General features: G+C 39.1%; 24 protein-coding genes and 1 riboswitch. Of the genes, 21 read left to right on the top strand and 3 right to left on the bottom strand.

Annotated elements, in window-relative coordinates; translation table 11 throughout:
- The first annotated feature begins 192 nt into the window (after window positions 1-192).
- From UFO1_RS16170 to UFO1_RS16165, 3 genes are all read left to right on the top strand, one after another.
- Window positions 193-1140 (top strand): LysR family transcriptional regulator, encoded by a 948-nt coding sequence (locus UFO1_RS16170; RefSeq protein ID WP_038672483.1) that lies wholly within the window; start codon window positions 193-195, stop codon window positions 1138-1140.
- Between the two features lie 230 nt (window positions 1141-1370).
- On the top strand, window positions 1371-1523 hold the full coding sequence (locus tag UFO1_RS25475) for a hypothetical protein (protein WP_173406225.1): 153 nt from the start codon (window positions 1371-1373) through the stop codon (window positions 1521-1523).
- A gap of 145 nt (window positions 1524-1668) precedes the next feature.
- A complete protein-coding gene (locus UFO1_RS16165; RefSeq protein ID WP_051788969.1) occupies window positions 1669-2622 on the top strand; it encodes a DMT family transporter in 954 nt (317 codons plus the stop codon).
- Between the two features lie 80 nt (window positions 2623-2702).
- Here the strand turns inward: UFO1_RS16165 and UFO1_RS16160 are convergent, their stop codons facing one another.
- Window positions 2703-3176, bottom strand: a complete 474-nt coding sequence (locus UFO1_RS16160; protein WP_038672481.1) for a hypothetical protein — start codon at window positions 3174-3176, stop codon at window positions 2703-2705.
- Window positions 3177-3432: 256 nt separating this feature from the next.
- Between UFO1_RS16160 and chrA the strand changes: the two genes are divergently transcribed.
- From chrA to UFO1_RS16115, 9 genes are all read left to right on the top strand, one after another.
- On the top strand, window positions 3433-4614 hold the full coding sequence (gene chrA / locus UFO1_RS16155) for a chromate efflux transporter (RefSeq protein ID WP_038672479.1): 1182 nt from the start codon (window positions 3433-3435) through the stop codon (window positions 4612-4614).
- Between the two features lie 31 nt (window positions 4615-4645).
- Window positions 4646-5632, top strand: coding sequence for a Gfo/Idh/MocA family protein (locus tag UFO1_RS16150; RefSeq protein ID WP_038672477.1), 987 nt, complete (start codon window positions 4646-4648; stop codon window positions 5630-5632).
- Between the two features lie 196 nt (window positions 5633-5828).
- Window positions 5829-6011, top strand: coding sequence for a 4Fe-4S binding protein (locus UFO1_RS16145; RefSeq protein WP_038672475.1), 183 nt, complete (start codon window positions 5829-5831; stop codon window positions 6009-6011).
- A gap of 15 nt (window positions 6012-6026) precedes the next feature.
- Window positions 6027-7154, top strand: a complete 1128-nt coding sequence (locus UFO1_RS16140; protein ID WP_038672473.1) for a 2-oxoacid:acceptor oxidoreductase subunit alpha — start codon at window positions 6027-6029, stop codon at window positions 7152-7154.
- An 18-nt stretch (window positions 7155-7172) separates the two neighbouring features.
- On the top strand, window positions 7173-7991 hold the full coding sequence (locus tag UFO1_RS16135) for a 2-oxoacid:ferredoxin oxidoreductase subunit beta (protein WP_038672471.1): 819 nt from the start codon (window positions 7173-7175) through the stop codon (window positions 7989-7991).
- A gap of 1 nt (window position 7992) precedes the next feature.
- A complete protein-coding gene (locus UFO1_RS16130; protein WP_038672469.1) occupies window positions 7993-8520 on the top strand; it encodes a 2-oxoacid:acceptor oxidoreductase family protein in 528 nt (175 codons plus the stop codon).
- Between the two features lie 15 nt (window positions 8521-8535).
- Window positions 8536-10032, top strand: a complete 1497-nt coding sequence (locus UFO1_RS16125) for a DASS family sodium-coupled anion symporter (protein WP_038672467.1) — start codon at window positions 8536-8538, stop codon at window positions 10030-10032.
- A 281-nt stretch (window positions 10033-10313) separates the two neighbouring features.
- Window positions 10314-11120 carry a polysaccharide deacetylase family protein gene (locus UFO1_RS16120; RefSeq protein ID WP_038672466.1) on the top strand — a complete coding sequence of 269 codons (807 nt, stop codon included), beginning with the start codon at window positions 10314-10316 and terminating at the stop codon, window positions 11118-11120.
- A gap of 187 nt (window positions 11121-11307) precedes the next feature.
- On the top strand, window positions 11308-12537 hold the full coding sequence (locus UFO1_RS16115; RefSeq protein WP_038672463.1) for an aminopeptidase: 1230 nt from the start codon (window positions 11308-11310) through the stop codon (window positions 12535-12537).
- 189 nt (window positions 12538-12726) lie between these two features.
- Here UFO1_RS16115 and UFO1_RS16110 read toward each other — a convergent pair whose 3' ends face one another.
- Window positions 12727-12984, bottom strand: a complete 258-nt coding sequence (locus UFO1_RS16110) for a hypothetical protein (protein ID WP_038672462.1) — start codon at window positions 12982-12984, stop codon at window positions 12727-12729.
- 220 nt (window positions 12985-13204) lie between these two features.
- Between UFO1_RS16110 and UFO1_RS16105 the strand changes: the two genes are divergently transcribed.
- The 5 genes from UFO1_RS16105 (at window position 13205) to UFO1_RS16085 (ending at window position 20267) form a co-directional block, all read left to right on the top strand.
- Window positions 13205-13831, top strand: a complete 627-nt coding sequence (locus tag UFO1_RS16105) for a YitT family protein (protein WP_038672460.1) — start codon at window positions 13205-13207, stop codon at window positions 13829-13831.
- Window positions 13832-13952: 121 nt separating this feature from the next.
- Window positions 13953-14705, top strand: coding sequence for a fumarylacetoacetate hydrolase family protein (locus UFO1_RS16100; protein ID WP_038672458.1), 753 nt, complete (start codon window positions 13953-13955; stop codon window positions 14703-14705).
- A 28-nt stretch (window positions 14706-14733) separates the two neighbouring features.
- Window positions 14734-15396 (top strand): glucosaminidase domain-containing protein, encoded by a 663-nt coding sequence (locus UFO1_RS16095; RefSeq protein WP_038672456.1) that lies wholly within the window; start codon window positions 14734-14736, stop codon window positions 15394-15396.
- 576 nt (window positions 15397-15972) lie between these two features.
- Window positions 15973-17091: an efflux RND transporter periplasmic adaptor subunit gene (locus UFO1_RS16090; protein ID WP_371256732.1), complete on the top strand. Its 1119-nt coding sequence runs from the start codon at window positions 15973-15975 to the stop codon at window positions 17089-17091.
- Window positions 17092-17102: 11 nt separating this feature from the next.
- The gene (locus UFO1_RS16085) at window positions 17103-20267 is read left to right on the top strand and encodes an efflux RND transporter permease subunit (protein WP_038672453.1); all 3165 of its coding nucleotides are present in this window, start codon (window positions 17103-17105) and stop codon (window positions 20265-20267) included.
- A 76-nt stretch (window positions 20268-20343) separates the two neighbouring features.
- On the opposite strand, the gene UFO1_RS16080 is transcribed toward UFO1_RS16085, so the two are convergent.
- The gene (locus UFO1_RS16080) at window positions 20344-20772 is read right to left on the bottom strand and encodes a hypothetical protein (RefSeq protein WP_038672452.1); all 429 of its coding nucleotides are present in this window, start codon (window positions 20770-20772) and stop codon (window positions 20344-20346) included.
- A 374-nt stretch (window positions 20773-21146) separates the two neighbouring features.
- Window positions 21147-21258: riboswitch (TPP riboswitch) on the top strand.
- Window positions 21259-21412: 154 nt separating this feature from the next.
- Between UFO1_RS16080 and thiD the strand changes: the two genes are divergently transcribed.
- From thiD to thiE, 4 genes are read left to right on the top strand one after another with little or no spacing between them, the layout of a single operon-like run.
- Entirely contained in the window at window positions 21413-22222 is an 810-nt protein-coding gene (gene thiD, locus UFO1_RS16075) for a bifunctional hydroxymethylpyrimidine kinase/phosphomethylpyrimidine kinase (protein ID WP_038672449.1), read from the top strand.
- On the top strand, window positions 22212-23444 hold the full coding sequence (cytX, locus tag UFO1_RS16070) for a putative hydroxymethylpyrimidine transporter CytX (protein ID WP_038672448.1): 1233 nt from the start codon (window positions 22212-22214) through the stop codon (window positions 23442-23444). Before thiD ends, cytX begins: the two co-directional genes overlap by 11 nt.
- Window positions 23408-24220 carry a hydroxyethylthiazole kinase gene (gene thiM / locus UFO1_RS16065; RefSeq protein ID WP_038672446.1) on the top strand — a complete coding sequence of 271 codons (813 nt, stop codon included), beginning with the start codon at window positions 23408-23410 and terminating at the stop codon, window positions 24218-24220. The genes cytX and thiM overlap by 37 nt, the downstream gene beginning before the upstream one ends.
- Window positions 24213-24842 (top strand): thiamine phosphate synthase, encoded by a 630-nt coding sequence (gene thiE, locus UFO1_RS16060; protein ID WP_038672445.1) that lies wholly within the window; start codon window positions 24213-24215, stop codon window positions 24840-24842. The genes thiM and thiE overlap by 8 nt, the downstream gene beginning before the upstream one ends.
- Window positions 24843-24861 lie beyond the last annotated feature (19 nt).

Genomic DNA, 24861 nt, shown 5'->3' with positions numbered 1-24861 from the left:
TGCAGTTAGTTACTTAGTTAAGCTTTTTTGTGCAAAATTTCAACCTATAAGTTAAAAATTTCTATAGTTGTAATTAAATTGAATTTTCATTATAATTGCCTTGCAGAGTTATTTTAAAATAGAGGGATCTATGTTGATATAGTGAGAAAGTGGCAGATAAAAGTATTTACCTTTATCTGAAAGGAGGTCGACATGGAGATACGGCATTTGGAATATTTCATAGAAGTAGCACGACAAAAGAGTTTTAGTAAGGCGGCTGAAGAAATGCATATTTCTCAACCATCTATCAGTAAAGTAATCAAAGATATTGAAAATCAGTTTGGAGTTACTCTTTTTTACCGTAGCACAAAGTATGTTGAATTGACTGATGCAGGTGGAATCATTTTAGAACAAGCAGTTAAAATCGTTTCATCTTTTCAAAATATAAACGTTAATCTGATTGGTGGATCAAAATTAAAGTCAGGAAAAATAAGGATCGGTATTCCACCGATTACTGGCCTTACAACCTTTGCTCGTTTATTTGGACCTTTTAGAAAGGCATACCCAAACATCCATTTGGATTTGTTCGAGTTTGGATCTAAAAAAATTGAAATTGGTATTCTAGATGGGACACTCGATGTAGGTATAATATGTATTCCCCCTAGAGAGAAGGAACTTTATGAAATGATTTGCAGTATCCAAGATCCACTACGACTTGTAGTGTATCCTGGACACCCTTTTGCTAAATGCGAAGTTATTGATTATGCTAGTCTTATTAATGAATCCTTTGTGCTTTATAGCAGTGATTTTAGTCTAAATGATGTAATTATTGAGCGGTGCATGCAGGCAGGGTTTCGTCCTAAAGTTATTTTCGAAACGTTGCAGCTTGAACTTATGACACAACTTGTAGCAGATCATTTTGGCATAGCTCTTTTACCGAGTACAGTTTGCCAGCACCTGGATTGTAAGGCGTTAATTTCTATTCCTATGGCCAATCCTCAAGTATATTTGCAGTTGGCCATGGCATGGAAAAAAGAGAGGTATATTTCTCATGCGACTGAAGAATGGCTGCAATTTGTAAAAACTAGGATGGATTTCAATAATAAAGAGTTTGATATTACACAGAACCAATGGTTTTGGGATAATGCAACGCCATCATAAAAAAAGTATTATTTATGTTTTAGCAATAAATATATTTTAAAAGCGTATACATATAGATTAGCGCAAATCCTATGCTCTTTTGGCTATTTTAAATCTACTTATTCATAATCTAAATGCGATATATACTGAATTGATATTTCACTTAAATTTATAAGAGATATACAATTAAGGCAATAGTAAAGGTTATAAGTAGATTAAAGTAGGCAAAGAAAGATTAGGAGGAGTCATTCATGAGCGGGTATACTAACGTTCTAGATCGGGGAGTAGCTGATAAGAATGAAGAGGAAATTTCGGAAGAAACGTTAAATAATGAAAAGAATGAAACAAAATTAGTGGATATTACACAGCAACAATGGTTTTGGGATCAGGGAGTGATGTCATAATAGTATGTGACAAAACAATCCCAATATGATATAGTACAAATAAGTATTTAAAGCAATGGAGCTCAAGGACTAACCATCCTTGGGCTCATTTTTATTTATAGGAAGAAAAGGTTATAGGTGTCAGAAGGTAAGGGGTGGAAAGAATATGTCAAAATACCGGGTTTGGTTTCTACTTGTAATTTGCAATCTATTTTGGGCGGGTAATTATGTTTTTGGAAAGTATGTTATTGCAGATATAACACCACTTTGGATTACTTTTTCTCGATGGAGCTTGGCTATGTTTTTTCTAGTTCCTATTGCACACTACATTGAAAAACCTGTATGGCATAGGGCGAAAAAGGAATGGTTTTTATTGTCTTGCATGGGGGTACTAGGGGTTATCGGTTATAATATATTTTTATATTCGGCCTTAGGATATACAACGCCAACGAATGCCGCATTGGTGAGCGCCCTAAATCCTGGGGTCATCGTCATTTGTTCCATCATTTTATATCGAGAACGTATTTCTATCTTACAGACATTAGGGTTGATACTTTCCCTTATTGGTGCTTTAGTGGTATTAACAAATGGTGAAATGGGGCGTTTGCTTCAATTGCAGTTCAACCGGGGTGATTTATTGATGGTAGGGGCAGTTATAATATGGACTTTATATACACTAATTGCAAGAAGAATATCCACACCACCGATTACAGCAACGGCGATATCTACAGGGATTGCCGTGCTCTTGATGGCCCCCTTTGCCTATAATCAGGGTATACAGATTGGGCAAATTGGCACAATAGCCATTACAGGTATTCTTTATATGGTATTATTCCCCTCTGTAGGTTCTTTTGTTTTCTGGAATCTGTCAGTCCAGAAGATTGGAGTTAGTAAGGCAGGTGTATTTTTAAATTTGATTCCTGTCTTTACGGCTATTATTAGTGGTATATTAGGAGAAAGAGTTACCGGAGCACAAGGGGTTGGAGGCTTGCTAGTATTTTGTGGTGTATACTTAACAACAGGTATGTTAGAGCAGCGTCTGAATATAGGAAATCGAAAAAACAAAGAGAGGCCTAATGATAGTGGATTAACAAACTCCGCGTGTTGCCAAGAAAAATAACTAATTTTATAAAGTTACATGATGAAACCGCTCTAAGGTCTCTCTTTTTAAAGAGAAGTCTTAGAGCGGCTTTGTTTTTCTTATTGAACAGTGACCCAAAGGTCGGTAGCCCTAGCGGTATCATTAGTATTTGGAATGATGGTAAGTTTACCTTTCCCTGGAGCAATTGCGGTAAAGCTTGCTTTGGTGTTATCTTGTCCAGTTGCATCTTGCTTCATAACATTACCAAAGAAGTTTTCCCCTGAAGAGGTGAAACGTGTATTTGTAGTAAGGCCTGGTGCAGGCTCTAAAATTAATGTTTGCCCAACTTTTAATACAAGATTATTGTTAGAGAGCTGGACTTTGTCTGTAGCACCATAACTATAGGTGACTCGAACAACCGTTACATCCGTTACTGGTTTAGCAGGAGAAGTGGGAGAGGGGGAAGTAGGAGAAGTAGGACTAGGAGTAGGTTCCGTAGGGGTAATATTTGTACATCCACCTAGTAGCAACATTGCTGTCAATGCTAATCCGAGGAAAATACTGAGCCATTTTTGGTTATGTGTGGTTTTCATAAGAACCTCCTTTTGTCATTAGCAAAACATTTTTTTCGTATTTATACACAGTTTTTATATTCCTTAAGATATAGATTGACCTTTTACTAGTAATTTATGCATTACTAATTTTGGCCAATTATTTATAGTGGAAAATTAAAAAGCTATCCCTTGGATCTCTATTATTTTATTATGCTATCTTTTAATAGATATGCAGGTGATTACAAGTAGAAGAAGAATGCTTATTCATAGAGATATTTTGTTTCCAGGGGGGGAGATGATGCAATACAAAGAAGAGTCTTATGTAAGGCGCTTATGGGAAATTCTCGCAGTAGCTACCTATCTTGGAGTGATGTCTTTCGGTGGGCCTTTAGCGCACTTAGGATATTTTCATAAGGAGTACGTAAAGAAGAGAAAATGGGTTGATGAAGTCTTTTATGCAGATATTGTGGCTTTATGCCAGTTTCTTCCTGGGCCAGCTAGTAGTCAAATTGGAATTGCCATTGGAACTTATCGGGGTGGTTATCTTGGCGGAATTTTAGCTTGGCTTGGTTTTACGATACCCTCTGTGTTGCTTCTTGTTTATGCCTATTATGGTTTGCAAGAAATAGGAGAGGAGCAATTAAACTTTATACATGGTCTAAAAATCGTGGCTGTTGCGGTTATTTCACAAGCGGTATGGGGTATGGGGACAAAGTTAGCTCCTGACAAGAAACGTGCTACCATTGTCTTGGCTGCGGCTATGGTCACTTTATTATGGCCTGCTGCTTATATTCAGATTATAGTGTTAGTAGCTGCAGGAATCCTAGGATTGTTTTTTGCAGATACGGTTAAGATAAGTCAAGGTCAGGTGGTAGCATTTCCGGTAAGCCGTCAAGCCGGCCTTTTGTTACTTTTATTGCTATTCATTTTATTATTAGGCTTACCAATACTGCGCCAGATCTTTGGCGGCGAGTGGATTCATGTAATTGATGTTTTTTTTCGTATTGGTTCCTTAGTATTTGGTGGTGGGCATGTGGTACTACCTATGCTTGAAAAAGAGATGGTACCTACGGGCTGGGTTGACAGTAGTCAATTTCTTGTGGGATATGGGCTTGCTCAAGCAGTGCCAGGCCCCTTATTTACTTTTGCTGCTTATTTAGGTGTTGTAATTCATGGCTGGATGGGTGCAATGGTAGCAACCATAGCCATTTTTCTACCTTCTTTTCTGTTGGTTTGGGGTGTAATGCCATTTTGGAATCAAATTCGTAAGCAAATTCAATTTCAAAAAGTATTATGGGCTGTTAATGCTGCTGTTGTTGGTATATTACTTGCTGCCTTATACAATCCAGTTTGGATAAACTCTATCGGGAATTCTAAAGATTTTGCCATTGGGCTATTATGCTTTGGTTTATTGCAGTATTGGAAGGTTCCGCCTTGGTGCGTGGTTTTATTAGCGTGTTTCTTATCCATTATATAAATAGAGAATATTATTTTTAGGGGGGGAGATTATGATTCGTTTTGGTGTTATAGGTACGAGTTCGATTACCGACGAATTTATTCGATGTGCTAGTTTACATGGTGAATTCTTTTTACAAGCAGTTTATTCTAGAACAGAAGAGCAGGGAAGAGTTTTTGCTGATAAGCATGGGGCCAAAAATGTTTTTACCAATCTAGAGGAGATGGCCCAAAGTAATCTTATTGATGCCGTCTATATTGCTAGTCCTAATTCCCTACACGCGGGCCAAGCAATATTATTTATGTCTCATGGCAAGCATGTACTTTGTGAGAAACCGATGGCGTCTAATCATAAAGAAGTTTCCCTTATGGTAGAAGCTTCTAAAAAATATCAAGTATTATTGATGGAAGCATTAAAGACGACTTTTTTGCCTAATTTTCAAGCTATAAAACAAAACATCCACAAAATAGGAACAGTGAGGAAATTCTTTTCGAACTTTTGTCAGTATTCCTCTCGGTATGATGAGTATAAGGCGGGGAAAATACTGAATGCCTTTAATCCGGCCTTATCCAATGGTTCTATTATGGATATTGGTGTCTACTGTATTTATCCAGCAGTTTATCTTTTTGGCAAGCCTGAAAGGGTCTCGGCAAATGCAATTATGCTTGATTCTGGGATTGATGGTGCAGGTAGCATTATTCTTCATTATTCTGAAATGGAAGTCATCATATCTCATTCGAAAATAACAAACTCAGCAGCGATCAATGAAATACAGGGGGAAAAGGGAGTCATTGTAATTAATAAAATGTCAACGCCCAAACAGGTAAAAATTATTTATAGAGATGGCTCAAATGAAGAATTACAGCAAGACCAATCAAATGATTTTATGTTTTATGAAGTGCAAGAATTTATTAGTTTAATTAAAAATAATAAGATAGAATCAACAATTAATTCTTTTCAACTATCGTTAGAGGTAATTGAAATTATGGATGAGTGCAGAAGGCAGATTGGTCTTCGGTTTCCAGCGGATGAGAGATAGTGAGTTTCTTACAAAGGGAATAGTCGAATCCCTAAAATGTATGGTAATAATTTACAAAAAAGATAAAGACATTCGTTTTTTTAAGGTTGCTTTCCTTTACAGTTTTGTGTATTTATATTATATTATCTCTTATACCATATATAATTACATGTAGAAAAGTACATAGAATATGGGAAGGATAATGGAGGTGAAAGGCATGGCTATTAAAACAATAGGGAAACATTGTAAAGGCTGTGGAGTTTGTGTTACATTCTGTCCTAAACAAGTACTGGGGCTAGATGCTCTTGGGAAAATTGCTATTACTGATGAAACAAAATGTATTAAGTGTAAACAATGTGAAACACGTTGTCCTGATTATGCAATATTTGTAGAAAAATAGAGGAGTGATTTAATAGTGGGAAAAGTACTGCTCTTGCAAGGGAATCAAGCTTGCGCTGAAGGTGCGATAGCTGCAGGTGTTACATTTTTTGCAGGTTATCCAATTACACCGTCAACGGAAATTGCTGAAATAATGGCAAAACGTCTACCAGAGGTTGGTGGAAAATTTATTCAAATGGAAGATGAGATCGCTGGTATTGGAGCGGTCATTGGTGCTTCTTTAACAGGTAAAAAAGTGTTGACGGCCACAAGTGGGCCTGGTTTTTCTTTAAAACAGGAATTTATTGGGTATGCTACGATTGCTGAAGTACCCATTGTTATAGCGAATGTACAACGTGTGGGTCCAAGTACAGGGCAACCGACATCTCCTGCGCAAGGAGATATGATGCAAGCAAGATGGGGAACTCATGGTGATCATCCTGTAATCGCCTTAACGCCAGCGAGTGTACCTGAATGCTTTACATTAACGATTAAAGCCTATGAACTTTCTGAAAAGTTTCGTATGCCAGTTCTATTAATGCTAGATGAGATTATTGGGCATATGCGTGAAAAAATAGAAGTTCCTGATTACGATACCGTTGCAAAACCAGTCCGCAAAGGACCAAGGGTGGCACCTAGTGAGTTTAAACCTTATCAAGCTGATAGTGATGGTGTACCTCCTATGGCTGATTTTGGTAAAGGTTACCGCTGTCATGTAACAGGTCTGGTCCATGATGAAACCGGCTTCCCGAACGGATCGCCTAAAGCGACAGAAGCCTTAATCAAGAGGCTGCATGATAAGGTAGACAATGCAATTGATGAAATTACTATGTATGAAGAATATAAGCTAGAAGATGCGGACATTGCCATTGTAACTTACGGTGGAACAGCACGCTCTGCCTATGCGGCGATTGATATGGCCCGTGAACAAGGCATTAAAGTCGGGATGTTCCGACTAATTTCAGTATGGCCATTCCCTGAAAAAGAAATTGCGAAATTGGCTGAAAAAGTGAAAGTAATTGTTGTTCCAGAACTTAACTATGGCCAAATGGTTGGTGAAGTTAAGAAATCAGTAGAAGGAAAAGTTCCAGTGAAGCCAATGTCTAAATATGACTCTGAACCTATCTCACCAAAAGAATTACTAGAGTTTGTGAAAAATCTTTAATTTAGGGGGGTACAATAGATGGAAAAATTAATTAAAAAGTATTATCGTCCTCGTTTGCCACATATTTGGTGTCCGGGCTGTGGTAACGGGATTGTTACTAGCTCCATTATAAAAGCCATTGATAAACTAGGTCTTGATCAAGACAAAACTGTCATTGTTTCAGGAATTGGCTGTTCCTCAAGAGCCTCTGGCTACCTTGATTTTGATACGGTTCATTCTCTTCATGGCCGTGCACTGCCTTTGGCTACAGGGATAAAATTAGCTGATCCTGATCTGAATGTTATTGTTATAACAGGTGATGGAGATGGTACTGCCATCGGTGGTAATCATTTCATTCATACAGCACGTCGTAATATTAATCTCACTGTCATATTATTTAATAACAATATTTATGGCATGACAGGTGGCCAATATTCACCTCTTACACCGACGGATAGTAAAGCTACGACAGCTCCTTACGGCACTTTAGAACGTGCTTTTGATGTTGCTGAATTAGCAAAAGCAGCTGGTGCTACATTTGTCGGACGTGGAACTGCTTTTCATAGCCAGATGTTAGTGGATGTAATTGCCCAAGGCATTAGCCATGATGGATTCTCCTTGATTGAAGCAGTGACCCAGTGTCCAATTTATTATGGTCGCCAAAACAAGAAGGGTGATGCTTCTACTATGCTGAAAACACAGCGTGACAACGCAGTAACTGTCGAAGCTGCTAAGAAATTAAGTGCTGAGCAGTTAGCAGGCAAGTTTACCATTGGTGTATTACATAAGAGCGAGGCGCCGGAATATACAAAACAATACCAAGGTGTAATCGATAGAGCACAGAAAGGAGCTAAATAATATGATTGAGATGCGTTTATCTGGCTCTGGTGGACAAGGATTAATTTTGGCAGGTATAATTTTAGCAGAAGCAGCGTTACTTGATGGTAAGATGGCGATTCAATCCCAATCTTACGGTCCAGAGGCCAGAGGTGGTGCTAGTAAGTCGGAAGTCATTATTTCTGATAAGGCCATTCACTATCCAAAAGTAACAAATCCTAATCTTGTATTAGCAATGACACAGGAAGCTGTCGACAAATATTCTAAGGATTTGCCTGCGGATGGAATATTGATGATTGATACTACTTTTGTAAAGACAGTACCAGAACATTTAAAAAATGTGTACCAGCTGCCAATCACGGAAAAAGTAACAGAAGAATTAGGCAAATCCTTATTTGCCAATATCGTTGCTTTGGGCGCGATTGTTGCAACAACGAAAGCAGTTAGCGTTGAATCCATAACAGCAGCGATTCTTCATAGGGTTCCTAAAGGAACAGAAGATATCAATAAACGTGCTCTTCAACTTGGTATATCCTTAGTTAGTCAATAACAAGGAGGTTGTCGTATGCAGACAGGAACTAAGTTAGGTATTCAGCCTGTAGAACAATCCTTTTTTAAGCGTTTTGGTTTGATTATAGGTGTATTGATATTGCTTGGTATTGTACTCATGCCTACTCCTGAAGGGTTACCGATAGCCGGGCAGCGAATGCTCGCTATATTAGTATTTTCCGTTATTATTTGGATGACAGATACCATTTCTTATCCAGCCAGCGCTGCTGTCATTATGGCATTAATGGCATTTTTGATTGGTACTTCACCAAATGTGGCAGATGCAAAAACAGTTATTGGAACAACAAAGGGCTTAACGATGGCCTTAGACGGTTTTAGTAATACTGCATTGGCCCTAGTCGGTGGGGCACTTTTTATTGCCGCTGCTATGATGCAGACGGGGTTAGATAAACGAATTGCCTTGGTTGTCCTATCAAAAATTGGTGCAAAAACCAATCGAGTATTAATTGGCGTAATTTTAGTAGGATTTATCCTTAGTTTTTTTGTTCCAAGTACTACAGCTCGTGTGTCTTGTATGGTTCCTATTGTTATGGGGATTATCGGGGCCTTTGGTGTAGATTTTAAAAGTAAGTTTGCTGGTATGATGATGATTGCGGTTGCACAAGCAGATAGCATTTGGAATGTAGGGATTAAAACAGCAGCTGCGCAAAATATGATTGCTTTAGGTTTTATTGAGAAACAACTTGGCATTTATATTAGCTGGCTTGATTGGTTCATCGCTGCGGTGCCTTTTGCAGTTTTTATGTCTGTAGCTTTGTACTATGTATTAATGAAGCTTATGCCTCCAGAAACGGATGAAATTGCTGGTGGGAAAGAGGCCGTTGCGAAGGCATTGATCGAACTTGGCCCTATGAAAACAAATGAGAAAAAGTTAATGATAATATCAGTAATACTTCTCTTTTTGTGGGCTACGGAAAAGATTGTTCATCCTTTTGATACCTCTTCGACTACCATTGCTGCGATTGCAATTATGTTATTACCTGGTATTGGTATTATGACATGGAAGGAAGCGCAAGCTAAGATACCTTGGGGGACATTGCTCTTATTTGGTGTAGGTATCAGCCTTGGCTCAGCTCTTCTTTCAACAAAAGCTGCTACCTGGCTTGCAAAAATTATTGTTACTGCTTTTGGTTTGCAGACGATGCCGATTCTAATGATTCTCGCTATTCTTGCAGCATTTCTCATTATCATTCATCTTGGTTTTGCTAGTGCTACTGCGTTGGCAGCCGCGATGATACCAATCATAATATCCATGCTGCAAGGAGTGCAGACTCCTGGCGTTAATGTAGTAGGCATGACCATGATTCTGCAATATGTGGTTAGCTTTGGTTTTATTTTACCAGTGAATGCACCGCAAAATATGGTAGCCTATGGTACTGATACTTTTGAAGTAAAAGACTTTATTAAAACAGGCATTCCATTAACAATCATTGCTTATGCTTTGATTTTAATCCTTGGAGCGACTTATTGGAAATGGCTAGGGTTAGTGTAATAGAAAAGGAAGCGGCATCTTTAGATGCCGCTTCCTCTTTTATGGTATCAGAATTTATAAGTTTCTAGTTAAAAAGATTGAACCACAAAGACACAATGCCGCTATCGCGGCACACAAAGAAGATGGGAATGAAATGGATAGAACCCCTTTGTGACCTTTGTGTCTTTGTGGTTAAAAAAGGACGCGTAACGTTTTTCTTATTCAGTGTTCTTACAGCGTGCTTGTGAATTGTGGCGTATAAAAGAGTTAATCAAGTGTTAAGCTAACTGAGGGGGAATGATATGAAAAGAAATAATATTGTTATCCTATATAGTTTGCTTATCCTAATTCTATTAGTCACTGCTTGCTCTCCTCTAAAGAAGCCGGAGAATACGACAGATCCTTTGGCAAAAGAAGATGTACCCTTGCCAATACATGATAAGTATAAAAGAGGCCAGAACATTCCTGGAAAACTATATTGGGCTGGTAGTGCTGAAGATAAAAAGGTTGCGTTAACTTTCGATGATGGTCCAGAGGATCATTGGACTCCTAAAATTTTGGCGATACTAAAAGAAAAAAATGTAAAAGCTACTTTTTTTGTCATTGGTAAACAAGCGCAAGCATATCCCGCAATGTTACAGAAGATTGATGCCGAAGGGCATGTGATTGGTAACCATACTTTAGATCATACTAGTTTAATCACGCTGGATAAACAGGCAATAGCAAAAGAACTAGAAGAATGTTCATCCATAATACATAGCATAACCGGAAAGACGCCCAAATTAGTGCGACCGCCTTTTGGTTTTCATAATGAGAACGTGGACTCTGTTATTTATTCCAAAAACCAGTTTATTATTCTATGGTCAGTAGATACAGACGATTGGAAGGGTTTCGATTCGGCAACTGTGAAAGAGCGAGTAATCCCTAAGATGAAAAATGGTTACATTGTGTTACAGCATGATGGCGTCAATCCTCATTTAGAGGGAAGTGTGGAAGCTTTACCTGCGATAATTGATGAATTAAAAAAACAAGGCTACAGTTTTGTTACAATTCCTGAATTATTAGAGCTGCCTCCTTATGAGGAAACGGATTTTGATAGGATCGATTAAGCTCCTTTTGGGGAATAGTTGTAGCATTTTATATTGAATGTTACAATAAGAAAAGAGCAAAAGAAAATTTTTCCTATAGGGTAAAAATACAGCATTGGTATGAATACACTTAAATGGCAATCGTAAATACGAGAGGAGTGAAACGTAGTGATTTCTATCAGATGATAGGAATTGACTAGGGATAAAAATGGATACTAAAATGCTAGAAAAATATGCACGTCTAATTGTAAAAACAGGGGTAAATATTCAAAAGGGGCAGACAATGGTGATTACGTCTCCTATTGAATGTGCCTCTTTTGCTAGAATGGTAGCGCAGTTTGCCTACGAAGAGGGCGCAAGGGATGTTGTTCTAAATTGGAAAGATGAATTATTGGCAAAAATTCGCTTCATGCAGGCTCCCGAAGAAGTATTTGAAGAATTTCCTGAATGGCAAAAGGAGTTTTATTTATCCTATGTAAAACAAGGAGCTGCTTTTGTCAGTATTGCAGCATCGGACCCAGAATTATTTAAGGATGTCAATCCTGGCAGATTAGTCAAAGTCCAAAAGGCTAGTAATACGGCACTTAAGGAATATCGGGAAAGAATCATGAGTAATAAGAACTCATGGTGTGTTGTGTCTATTCCAACAACGGCTTGGGCCAAAAAGGTGTTCCCAAAACTATCAGAGGAACAAGCGGTTGAAGCGTTATGGGAAGCGATTTTAAAGACGGTAAGAGTGGATACCACAGATCCTGTTGCTGCCTGGGAAGAACATAAACGAAATTTGAAAAAACATGCAGAGTTTTTAAATACGCATCAATTTGAATCCCTTCAGTACAAAAATTCCTTAGGTACGGATTTAAAAATTCAGCTTCCCAAAAATCATGTATGGCTTGGCGGCTCAGAGTTTACTCCAGAGGGCTTAGAGTTTCTTGCGAATATGCCTACAGAAGAAGTTTTTACTATGCCAAAGAAGACTGGGGCGAATGGAACGGTATTCAGCTCAAAACCGCTTAACTATAATGGGAATCTAATTGATGATTTCTCTCTTACCTTTAAGGAAGGAAAAGTTGTTGATTTTACAGCGAAACAAGGCTACGAAATTTTAAAAGGACTGGTTGAGACTGACGAGGGTTCTCATTTTCTTGGTGAGGTGGCATTAGTACCTTACAACTCGCCAATTTCAAATTCAAACATACTATATTACAATACTCTCTTTGATGAAAATGCTTCTTGTCATTTAGCCATAGGCAAAGCCTATCCTGTATGTATCAAAGACGGAGAAAATATGAGTAATGAAGAACTAAAAGCCTTAGGTGTAAATGATTCTTTAACACATGTAGATTTTATGATAGGGACAAAGGATCTTGAAATCATCGGAATTACAGCAGAAGGAAAAGAAATTGCTGTATTTAAAAATGGCGATTTTGCATTTTAGGCAGAATAGTGATCTGCTTGTTAAGAAAAGACTTGGCTTAGGCCAAGTCCTCAGACGCAGGCAGAAGGCTTAGTCGTTCTTACTTGGAATCAAGGAAGTGTTATACTTTCTGATTCCGTAAAAAAGTGGCTACCCCACAAGGGGTAGCCGCTTTTCTTAGACGCAGGTAGTACGTTATGTATATGTATTCTAGGATTTAATAATAGATACAACTTGGTACATACAACCGCCATATTCGTTCAATTGCTGCTTTAACTCTGCTGCGCTGATTGCTTCGGTGGCTGTTTCGATAGCAATCGTAGCTCCACTGCTTGTTTTATTAGAAGAAGCAGGGACTTGCTTAATATGGACAATCGGTAAATCGGATTTACGAATACTGCCGATAATTTCTTCAATACTTCGCTCTGTATTGCCGATTTCTAGTTGGAACACATCATGTTTAGTCAAGGTACTCACTCCTTATTTTATTAGTCAAATCAAGGTTATGTTACTTTTTAATTTACTTCGACAGATAGACAGGAATTCCTTTCTGAAATTACTTAGTAATTAATATTTATTATTTAAATAAGCGTAAGAACTATTTTCTTGATATGAAATAAGCTATGAAGTAAGATAAGCAAATAGGGTAACATGGATCGTTTTAGTTTTAGCGGGAGGAAATGGGTAGATGGTAAAAAGAATCTTTTATTTATTTTGGGGTTTACTACTTTTTGGTCTTGGAATTGTACTGACGATTAAGAGTAACTTGGGGGCGGCACCTTGGGATGCTTTTCATCTAGGATTAATTCTTTACTTTCCGTTGACTTTAGGGCAGGTATCCCAGTTAACAGGAATTCTTGTTATCCTAATCAGTTACTTTTTGGGAATTAAGCCCGGTTGGGGAACTGTTGCGAATATGTATTTCATTGGTATTTTTATAGATTATTTCATGGCAAGTTCTTGGCTTTTCGTTCCTACCTCTTGGTTAGCACAATTAGGAATGTTATTAGTTGGTATTTTGATTATCGGTTGGGCAAGTTTCTTTTACCTTTCCGCTGCTTTTGGGGCAGGTCCAAGGGACAGTTTTATGGTTGGTTCCATTGAGAAAACAGGTTGGCCTGTGTGGAAGGTAAGAACAGTCATCGAAACGAGTGTAGCTGCACTTGGATATTTTCTTGGGGGACCAGTGGGGATCGGCACAATCATTATCGCATTTACGCTTGGGCCCTCCATCCAATGGGCTTTTTCCATCATGGGGAAAAGGGCCCAGGATATAGAACACGATCCCTTGGTGATTCGAAGCAGGGAGTCGTGAACCGATCTTTATATAGAAATGAATGGAAAAAAGGCAAACATGGCAGGACTTTAGGAATTTTTGTAAAATAGTTTCTAAATAAGTTATATAGACCGTAGCATGAAGCGAATGGAGGAGAAAAATGAAAATCGTTAGGTTCGAACATGAGGGGAACATTAAGTTTGGTGTATTGCAGGGTGAGCATATTAATGTACTAAATGGTGATGTTTTTGGCGAGTACCAAATTTCAAAGGAAATACTTTCTTTAGCAAATGTGAAACTGCTTAGCCCTTGCGTTATTTCTAAGGCTGTTTGTGTGGGGCTTAATTATCATGGACATGCTAAAGAAATGAATTTAGAACTTCCAGTTCAGCCCTTATTCTTTTTAAAACCTTCTTCTGCTTTAAATCATCCAGGAGGAAATATTGAGTATCCTTCCATTAGTCAAGATGTACATTATGAAGCTGAACTTGCTATCGTGATTAAGAAATTGGCAAAAAAGGTTAAGGCAGAAGAAGCTGAGGGGTATATTTTGGGATATACCTGCGCAAATGATGTAACTGCTAGAGATATTCAAAAAATGGATGGGCAATGGACAAGGGCGAAATCATTCGATACCTTTTTGCCTTTGGGGCCATGTATTGAAACCGAAATCGATGCTAGTAATATAAATATTAAACTATACCTAAATGACCAATTAAAGCAAAGCTCGAATACAGGTGATTTAATCTTCAAGGTTCCTGAAATCGTGGCTCGTGTTTCGGAAGTCATGACATTGTATCCAGGTGATGTAATTTTAACAGGGACTCCTTCTGGGGTAGGGCCGATGCAAGTGGGTGATACTGTAACTGTTGAAATCGAAGGAATTGGTAGATTGAGTAATATTGTCGTATAATACAAGTATTGTACTATTGGAGGTAAAGTTGAGAAAGTTCATTTTTTTTAGAATTAGTATTTTAGTGATAACGTTTTTTGTGTTGCAATTTTCTAGTGCCTTTGCTTTTGGTAGTTTTAATCCGATGCTTACCAAAAAGCCTACAGTTGTAAATAAAGACTTGTTAAAATCAGGAATGGTATTTGATCTAACGATCATGGGAGATCCAATCGCAACGAAGGAGCAATGTGTAAGTTATTTGCTCCGGCATAATCCCTTTCCTTTAATTACGACAACTCCGAAACAGTTAGTCGACTATTACTACTTAGAAGGGGGCATTGAGGGGATTCGGCCGGATCTGGCATTTGCACAAGCATTACATGAGACGGGTAACTTCCGTTATGGCGGAGATGTTAGTCCTATGCAAAATAATTATTCCGGATTAGGGACTACTGGTAACGGCGTCAAAGGTGCTTGGTTTCCATCGCCAGAAATTGGTGTAAGGGCACAAATTCAGCATTTGCTAGCTTATACAGCAACGCGCCCACCTTTGATGTCAGTTGTTGATCCTCGCTATGATCTGGTAAAACGATCGGAAAAGTTTGGACAGTCTCTTACCTGGACGAATCTAAATGGAAAATGGGCTGTTCCTGGGAATACATATGGACAAATGATACTCAAAATACATGAGAAAATTATAACTGAAAAGTAATGATAAAGAAGACTTGATTCAGATGGAGTTTTAACTCCATCTGAATCTTAGTCGCACTTATCCAGGGACTAAGCCGCTCTTAACTCCCACTTATAGAAGATGGGAGTCTTAGAGCGGCTTACTCATCGGATAAAATAGGTGTTTAACAAACACCTATTTTACGGAATCAGAAAGTTTAACACTTTCTTGATTCCAAGTAAGAACGACTAAGGCTTCTGCCTTCGTCTGTGGACTTGGCTTAAGCCAAGTCTTTTCTTATCTCTCTAAAATAAAATAGGTGATATTTTTATAAAAATATTAGCATATAAAATAAAGTTGAAATTTCTTTTCTTGAAGGAAGGATTTGTAATAAGTTTGTCGAAATGGTTAAACTTGACTAGTTAGTCATTAGATAAAGGAGTGATTTGGATAAGTGTGAGCATGATTCTATACCTTTTCTAAGGTATGTTCCATAAAAAAGTTGTGGTACGAGAATACAAGGTCACAATAGCGGTCGAGGTTAGGGTTAATTTCAGTAGAGTTAAGGAGGTAAGTGAATTGGTTCATATAAGTTCAAAAGTAAGATGGCGCAATTATATGGTATTAATAATTCTTAGTATGGTGCTTGTAAGTGGTTGCAGTAAGCAGGGAGCGCCAGCACCCCAGGCTCCAGAGGTAAAGGCTATGCAGGTAGTTCGGAAAGATACTCCGATTGCATATGAATTCGTTGGCACAGTAGAGGCCAAGAATGAGGTTCAAATCAGAGCCAAAGTTTCTGGTAATATAGTAGAGAAAATGGTGACAGGCGGGGCAGTGGTTTCTAAAGGGCAGCCTTTATTTCGTATTGACAGCCGTCAGTACAATTCTGCACTATTAACAAACCAAGCTACAGCAGCACAGTCGGAAGCTGTTTTAGCGAGGAGTCGTCAAGATGTAGGAAGGTATAATCAGCTTGCATCTCAAGGTGCAATTTCTCAGCAGACCTTAGATAATGCATTATCAGAAGAACAACAAAATGCAGCAGCTGTTAAAGCTAATTGGGCTAAAGTGCAGCAAGCGCAAGAGGATATTGAGGATACTCTTATTGTTTCTCCTTTAGATGGTCGTATTGATGTGAATGACTTAAGTATTGGTAGTTTTGTTACTGCAGGGTCAACAACTATGGCTACGATTTCTTCTGTTGATCCAGTTATGGTGAAATTTAGTATGAGTGAAAATGAATACTTACAGTTTGCTAAAAATAGTAAGGGTGCGTCTCCAACAGAATGGGGTCGGGACTTGAAGCTCATTCTTAGTGATGGTTCTACATATCCGTTATCGGGTCAGATTGAGCAAGTTGATAAGGGGTTAGCGACTGGCACAGGTACACTCAGTTTCAAAGCATCTTTTAGCAACCCTAATAAACTTCTTGTACCAGGTATGTTTGCTCGTGTTGCAGTCCAAAGCGAGGTCCGCCAAGGAGCTCTCCTAATTCCACAAAGAGCCGTGCAACAAATGCTGGATAAAACTTTGGTTACTGTTATTGGCGAAGGCGAAAAAACAGAAACAAGGGCAGTTAAAATGGGTACAAAAGTCGGCAATATGTGGGTAGTAGATGAAGGTGTAACAGAAAATGACCGTATTGTTGTAGAAGGGTTTGCGAAGACTCCGCCAGGAACACCTGTAACGGTAATAATGATTGGCCCGGATGATTTAAACGCTCCGGCGAAGCAATAGGAGGTAATCTGGTGGCAAAGTTTTTTATTGATCGTCCCATTTTTGCGATCGTATTATCGATTGTTATTGTTTTAATTGGTTCAATTTCAGCCTTTAATTTGCCGATAGCCCAATATCCACAAATTACACCACCACAAGTTAGTGTTAGTGGTAGTTATACAGGTGCAAATGCTGAAGTTGTAGAACAGACAATGGCCCAATTGATTGAACTACAGGTCAATGGGACTGAAGATATGGTTTCTATGCAGTCTACTAGCTCCGATTCTGGTTCTTACTCTTTAACGGCAAAATTTGATTTGAGTAAGAATGCGGATATGGCAACTGTACAAACTCAAAATCGGGTAGCCCAAGCCAATGCGTCGCTTCCTTCGGAAGTAACAACGGCAGGTCTTACAACCCGTAAGGTTTCTCCTGATAATTCTCTAATCTTTACATTATGGTCTCCTAAGGGAAGCTATGATAGCACTTTCTTAAAAAACTTTGGCAGTATTTACCTTGTCGAAGATTTGAAAAGAATCAAGGGTGTAGGGAATATTATGGAGTATGGTGCCGATTATGGCATGAGGATTTGGCTGCAGCCAGATAAAATGGCTCAGTTAAAATTGACGGGTAGTGATATCGCCAGTGCGATTAGTACTCAGAATATCCAGGCTCCTGCGGGAACTATTGGTCAAAGACCAACATCTTCTCAGCAAGAATTTCAATATACGGCAAGAGTACAAGGACGTTTGACTGAGCCAAAAGAATTTGAAAATATTATTGTTAGCTCTCAGAATGGCAACTTTACTCGTATAAAAGACATAGCGAAAGTTGAAATGGGAGGCAAAGATTATGGCTTCCAGGCTTTTCTTAATGGACATCAAGCAGTAGCTTTTGCTGTTCAACTTACAACTGATGCAAATGCCTTAGAAACCATTACGCAGGTTCAACAAAAATTAGAAGAAGCATCCAAGAAGTTCCCATCGGATGTTGCTTATTATTCGGTTGTTGATAATACAAAATTCGTACGCGAATCCATGAAGGAAGTTGCGAAAACTTTTGCAGAAGCACTGCTGTTAGTGCTGTTAGTAGTATTTTTGTTTTTGCAAAGCTGGCGTGCAACACTCATTCCAATGCTCGCAATCCCAGTTTCCTTAATTGGAACCTTTGGTGCATTTATGGTGATGGGCTTCTCCATTAATACTTTAACTCTTTTTGCTATGGTATTGGCCATAGGACTCGTAGTAGATGATGCGATTATTGTAATTGAAGCGGTAGAGCATCATATGAGGTACAATGGCATGAGCCCCAAAGAGGCAACTAAATTGGCTATGAGTGAAGTATCTGGTCCCGTTGTTGCGATTGCCTTTGTGTTAGCATCTGTATTTATTCCCGTTGCCTTTTTTGGCGGGACAACAGGTGTTTTATACAAACAGTTCGCCTTAACAATCGCAGTTTCCATGGCCTTGTCCGCCATCGTGGCTTTATCTTTAACACCGGCCCTATGTGCGTTAATACTTAAACCTCATGATCCGGATGCCCATTCTGGGCTCCTAGAAAGATTTTTTAACAAATTTAATGATGTGTTTGAGGCTACCGTAGAGCGGTATGGTAGAGGTTTGGCTAAATTAATCAAAAGAGCTGCTTTGGGTGTTGTATTCTTAGTGGTACTTTTATTAATCACTGGTAAACTATTTCAACTCGTTCCATCTTCCTTTGTTCCTAGTGAAGACCAAGGGTACTTTATTTCAAGTATTACCTTACCAGAGGCGGCAAGCGCGAGTCGTACCGCTACTGTTGCTAGTAAAATAGCCGAGGATATGCGTGCTCAACCAGGGGTAGCGGATACAATTGTAGTGCAAGGTTATGATATTTTAGCTGGTGCTGCGAAAGCAAATTCAGCGATTATTTTTACGAAACTTGCTGATTGGGATGAAAGAACCGCTCCAGGATTAGGTGTAGAGCAACAAGTTATGAAGGTTTTAATGAATGGTTCTCATGTTCCTGAAGCTAGGGTTGTTTCCTTTAATGCTCCTTCCTTACCGGGGATTGGCACCGTAGGTGGCTTTACCATGATGATTGAGGATAAAGGTGGTAATACCATTGAAGAAATCGATAGGGTTTCTAAACAATTTATGGCTGCTGCCCGTAAACGTCCGGAAATTGGGATGATTTACTCTACTTTTGGAATAGATACTCCTGGTTATCGTTTTGACGTAGATCGGGAAAAAGCAGAGCAGTTAGGCGTACCAGTAAAGGATGTATTTACAGCATTACAAACCTTCCTTGGTGGCGTACAGGTTAATGATTTTAACCGTTTCGGAAGGTCCTATAAAGTAGTCATGCAAGCGGAACAGCAGTTCCGAAATGATGTTGAAGGAACTCGCTTCTTCTATGTCCGTAGTTCATCTGGAGTGATGGTACCACTCAATACCTTATTAAAACCACAAACAATTACGGCACCTCCTGTAATTAAAAGATTTAATGGTTACAGAACGATTCAAGTTGGTGGTAATCCTGCACCTGGTTATAGCTCAGGTCAAGCCTTAACTGCTCTAGAAGAAGTGGCAGCTGAAAACTTGCCTACTGGTTTTGGTTATGAATGGGCTGATCAGAGTCGTGAAGAAAAGATATCTGGTGGCCGTGCTCCTTATGTCTTTGGTTTTGCCTTGCTGTTTGTATTCTTATGCTTGGCGGCTCTTTACGAAAGTTTTGGTATACCTTTTGCAGTTCTTTTGTCAGTCCCTACCGGCATATTTGGGGCTTTCCTATTCCAATTTGTACGTAATTTGCAAAATGATGTTTACATGCAGATTGGTATGGTTATGCTGATTGGACTATCAGCTAAAAACGCAATCCTAATCGTTGAATATGCGAAGGTTAGGGTTGATAAGGGCATGGACCCTATTAAAGCAGCTATTGAAGCCGCTAAATTAAGGTTACGTCCTATTATAATGACTTCCTTAGCCTTTATTATTGGATGTTTACCTCTTGTAATTGCTACAGGAGCTGGTGCTGGAGCGAGAAATTCTATGGGTACGGCCGTTGTTGGCGGTATGCTGGCAGCTACACTGCTAGGAATTTTCTTAATCCCTGTACTCTTTGTTCTAATTGAGCAGGGAGTGGGTGCTTTAAATAAACATAAGCAACATAAAAAGGAATTGCAGGCATCTCATGATGCAGGTTCTGCAAAATAAGTAATAAAAAAAGAAGACTTGGGTTCCAGTGGAGTGTAACTCCGTCTGAGCCTAAGTCTTCTTCTCTTTTATGGCATTATCGATGTAGGTTGACTTTCGAAGTGTGGTATTCCTTAGCGATACGTACTGGCTTCGTCATAAACCGAACGGGAATAGAGCAAAGGAATGTTGTCAGATCATTACGAATTTCTTGGTTCAAACGAGAGGGTTTTGTTATGATGCGAGACAAGAGGAATTCGCCATAAGTTTGGGAAGAGGTTTTTTTGAGTAAGTTTTCAGGGTTAATAGTATCATTTGTTGGGGCAGGAGAAGAGGTAATGGTTGTTTTATGTATTAGGTTACTTGGTAGAGGCGTTGCAGTAATTTGCCGATAAGGTCCAATGGTTTTTCCACATTCTTCACAAGATATTTGTACAATTAAGTTGTTATTGTAGTCAATATCATGAACAGCCTCTTGATTGCAGCGTATGCAGAATAAAACTGCTTTAAAAGACTCTTTGCACATAATAAGACCTCCTTTATTGGGGATTTCTCATATAGGAGATATAAAATCTACTTATATATCATAGCAATAGGAAAAAATAAACATTGTTCTTATGGTAAGACTGAAAAAATAAGAACTAATAAAGTTTATGTTTTTTCTTTTAATTTAGCACCTAGGTTTTTGATGAATGTAGAAGTAGGGTATGGACTATAGGGTGCACAAATTAGTAAAGGGTTGTTTGTTATTATTAACAGAATTAGGTATTTTCAATACAGTGATCTAATTATTACGGCACAAATCGGTTAACTATAATAAAGTGTTGTAGAGTAAGATGTAAGTGTCCTTGCATAAGAAGTTGAAAAACTAGTTTGGATATGTTACGATGATGCTGAACTGAATAAGGCAAGGGGGGCTGGAGAGGCTGGCTGAGATATAGATCTGATAAAATCTATGACCCTGTAACCTGATCTGGGTAATGCCAGCGGAGGGATAGCGATAGAGTTTTTGTATACCAAGCGCATCCCTATGGATGTGCTTTTTTACATGATAGAGTATTATAAACCACAAAGACGCAATGCCGCTATCGCGGCACACAAAAGCAAACGTTCCATAGTGTCCTTTGTGTCTTTGTGGTTGAATATTTTTTTAAGGGGGAATTTGTATTAAAAAGGTACTTACGATAGCAGGTTCCGATTCTAGTGGTGGAGCTGGAATTCAGGCTGATTTAAAGGCTTTTTGTGCTCATGGGGTATTTGGTATGAGTGTCATAACAGCAGTGACAGCTCAGAATACTCAAGGCGTATTTGCTGTACAAGATATTGATGTAGCTGTTATAGAGAAACAAATAGAAGCTATTTTTGATGATATAGCAGTTTCAGCTGTTAAAATTGGTATGGTTTCTCGCATCGAAACCATCCGAGCAGTAGCCAATGGCCTCAAAAAGTTTAATGCCCAGAATGTTGTTGTGGATCCCGTAATGATATCAAAAAGCGGATATTATTTACTCCAGCCTGATGCAATGGAGGCATTAGTATCTTGTTTATTGCCTTTGGCGACAGTGCTGACTCCTAACATTCCTGAAGCGGAAGAAATCAGCGGCAGGAAGATACATAGTTTAAAAGATATGGAAGAAGCCGCTAAAGCCATTCATCTGTTAGGGCCCAAATATGTTCTCTTAAAGGGAGGTCATCGAGAAGAGGATGCGGTTGATGTCTTATTTGATGGGGAAACCTTCCACCATTTTGGCTCCTTGCGGATTGCCACCCAAAATACGCACGGTACGGGTTGTACTTTGTCAGCTGCTATTGCGGCCAACTTGGCAAAAGGATATTTGGTGCAAGAGGCAGTTGCGCGGGCTAAAGAATATATTCATACCGCAATTGAACATTCTTTTTCCATCGGTAAAGGGGTTGGTCCCGTCCATCATTTCTATAATTTATATAAAGGTGCAGGTATGTTAGATGACAAATGAAAATAATAATACACTTGGTTTTACCCATTATTTATTCTTGTGGTTTGGTGCGGCTGTGTCGATTGCGGAGATTTTAACAGGCGGGCTATTGGCTCCTCTTGGTTTTCAAAGTGGTGTGACCGCCATTGTCATTGGTCATGTGGTGGGGACCGTTATGATGGTGTTATGTGGCATCATAGGAACTCAGGAAAGGATACCAGCCCTAGTATCTACCAGAATTTCTTTCGGAGCCTATGGTTCCTATTTATTCTCCATACTAAATGTACTGCAACTAGTAGGTTGGACAGCCGTTATGATTATTTCAGCGGCCAGATCAGCCAATGAAATAAGTAAAATGCTTTGGGGTATGGATCAAATGTCCTTGTGGAGCATTGGTATTGGTGGTTTAGTTCTTTTATGGATTGCTCTGGGTAGGGAAGGCGGCTTGAAGAGGCTTAATATGTTGGCCGTGTTTCTCTTATTAGGCATAACTGTGATACTAAGTACCGTTGTATTTAAGGATAGTTCCGCTTTAAGCGTACTACCTGCTGGTGGTATGTCCTTTGGTGAAGCGTTAGAACTTAGTGTAATTATGCCCTTGTCTTGGTTACCGTTGATTGCAGATTATACTCGTTTTGCAAAAAGTAAAACAAGTGCCGCCTTAGGCAGTGGCCTTGGCTACTTTATTGGCAGCTGCTGGATGTATATCATTGGTCTCGGAGCCGCTATTGTTGCTGGCAACCCAGAGCCTTCAGCTATGATGCTAGCTGCTAATTTGGGACTATCTGCCTTGGGGATTGTAGTATTAGCAACAGTAACGACGACTTTCTTGGATGCTTATTCCGCAGGTGTAAGCTTTAATAATATTTTCCCGGAGTTAAATGAGAAACAGGTTGCTTTGGTGATGACGATCATTGGCACAGTGATCGCTTTGTGGATCAATATCGAAGAGTACGAAAGTTTTCTAATTGCTATCGGGTCAGTTTTTGCACCTTTATTTGCGGTACTTTTGACCGAGTATTTTATCATTAAAAATCGGCTAGTTAGACCCGAGGTTCTAATCAACTGGAGTGCATTAGTGGTTTGGGCCCTTGGCGTAGGAATGTATTATCAGTTTATCAAAATGGAATTTATCTTTGGAGCGACGATACCTGTTATGCTGATTACCGCATTACTCTATAAAATAATATGGGGGTATACGAAACAATGGAAATACTGCAAAAAATCTCCGATGGCCTTATAGCTCTAAAACAAAAGAAGCCTTTGGTACATCATATTACTAATTATGTGACAGTGAATGATTGTGCAAATATCACCTTGGCGATAGGCGCTTCTCCTGTGATGGCAGATGATATAGAAGAAGTTGAAGAAATGGTTTCTTTTGCTTCTTCCTTAGTGTTAAATATAGGTACACTGAATTCTCGAAGTATTGAATCCATGCTAGTGGTTGGCAAAAAGGCGAAAGAAAAGGGAATTCCCATTGTCTTCGATCCAGTAGGGGTGGGAGCTACTAACCTTCGTACGGTTACGGCAAAGCGAATTATAGAAGAAGTTCGTCCTGATGTAATACGTGGCAATATGTCAGAAATGAAAATTTTAGCGGGTATCGCTACAGAAATTAAAGGCGTCGATTCTGTGGCTGATGAAATGGATGGAGAGAAGGTAGCTAGACATCTTTCGCAAAAACTTGGTTGTGTGATTGCAATTACGGGTAAACAAGATTATATTGCCCAAGGAAATAAAGTTTGCCTAATTAATAATGGACATCCTATATTGTCAGAGGTTACTGGCACTGGATGTATGGCTACATCTCTCATTGCTTCTTATTGTGGCGCAAATGATGACTTGTTTGTCGGAGCAGCAGCAGGAGTTCTGACCATGGGGCTTGCTGGGGAGCTCGCGAGACAATCCTTGAAAGCTGGCGAAGGGATTGGAACATTTCGTGCTCGGTTATTTGATGCCGTATGGAATATGACTCCAGAGATCTTAGTAAAAGGCGGCACGATAACGAATGGATAAAGGGGCAATTGATTATTCCTTGTACTTAGTTACGGACCGGGAATTATTAAGTGGCAAAGATCTTGCTAATACAGTAGAAGAAGCGATTAAGGGCAGTGTTAGTTTAGTACAAATTCGTGAAAAAAACATATCTACGTTGGACTTTTTTCAGTTGGCCTTACAGGTTAAAGGTATTACGACTACCTATGGTGTTCCCTTTATTGTCAATGATCGTGTAGACATCGCTCTAGCCGTAGATGCAGATGGTGTACACATTGGTCAGGAGGATATGCCCTTACCAGTAGCAAGAAATTTACTCGGACCAACAAAGATTATTGGGGTATCTGTATCTACCCTAGAAGAAGCGCTAAGGGCTCAAGAGGAAGGAGCAGATTACCTTGGAATTGGAGCCTTATTTCCTACTCTGACCAAAAGTGATGCAGATCATGTGAGTCTTGAGGATTTGGGGATGATAAAAGAAAAAATTAAGATACCGATTGTTGGAATTGGCGGTATTAATGGGAGTAATATTCATCATGTAATAGCGACGGGAGTGGATGGAGCCGCGGTAGTATCTGCAATTATTGCTGCAACCAATCCGAGGGAAGCTGCTTGGCATCTGCGTCAGATCATAACTAAATAAAGCGTCAAAAGATATCCTG

The sequence above is a fragment of the Pelosinus sp. UFO1 genome (assembly GCF_000725345.1).
GTDB lineage: Bacteria > Bacillota > Negativicutes > DSM-13327 > DSM-13327 > Pelosinus.
The sequence above is the reverse complement of the archived record's forward strand: the minus strand, read 5'-3'. Positions and strand labels throughout refer to the sequence as shown.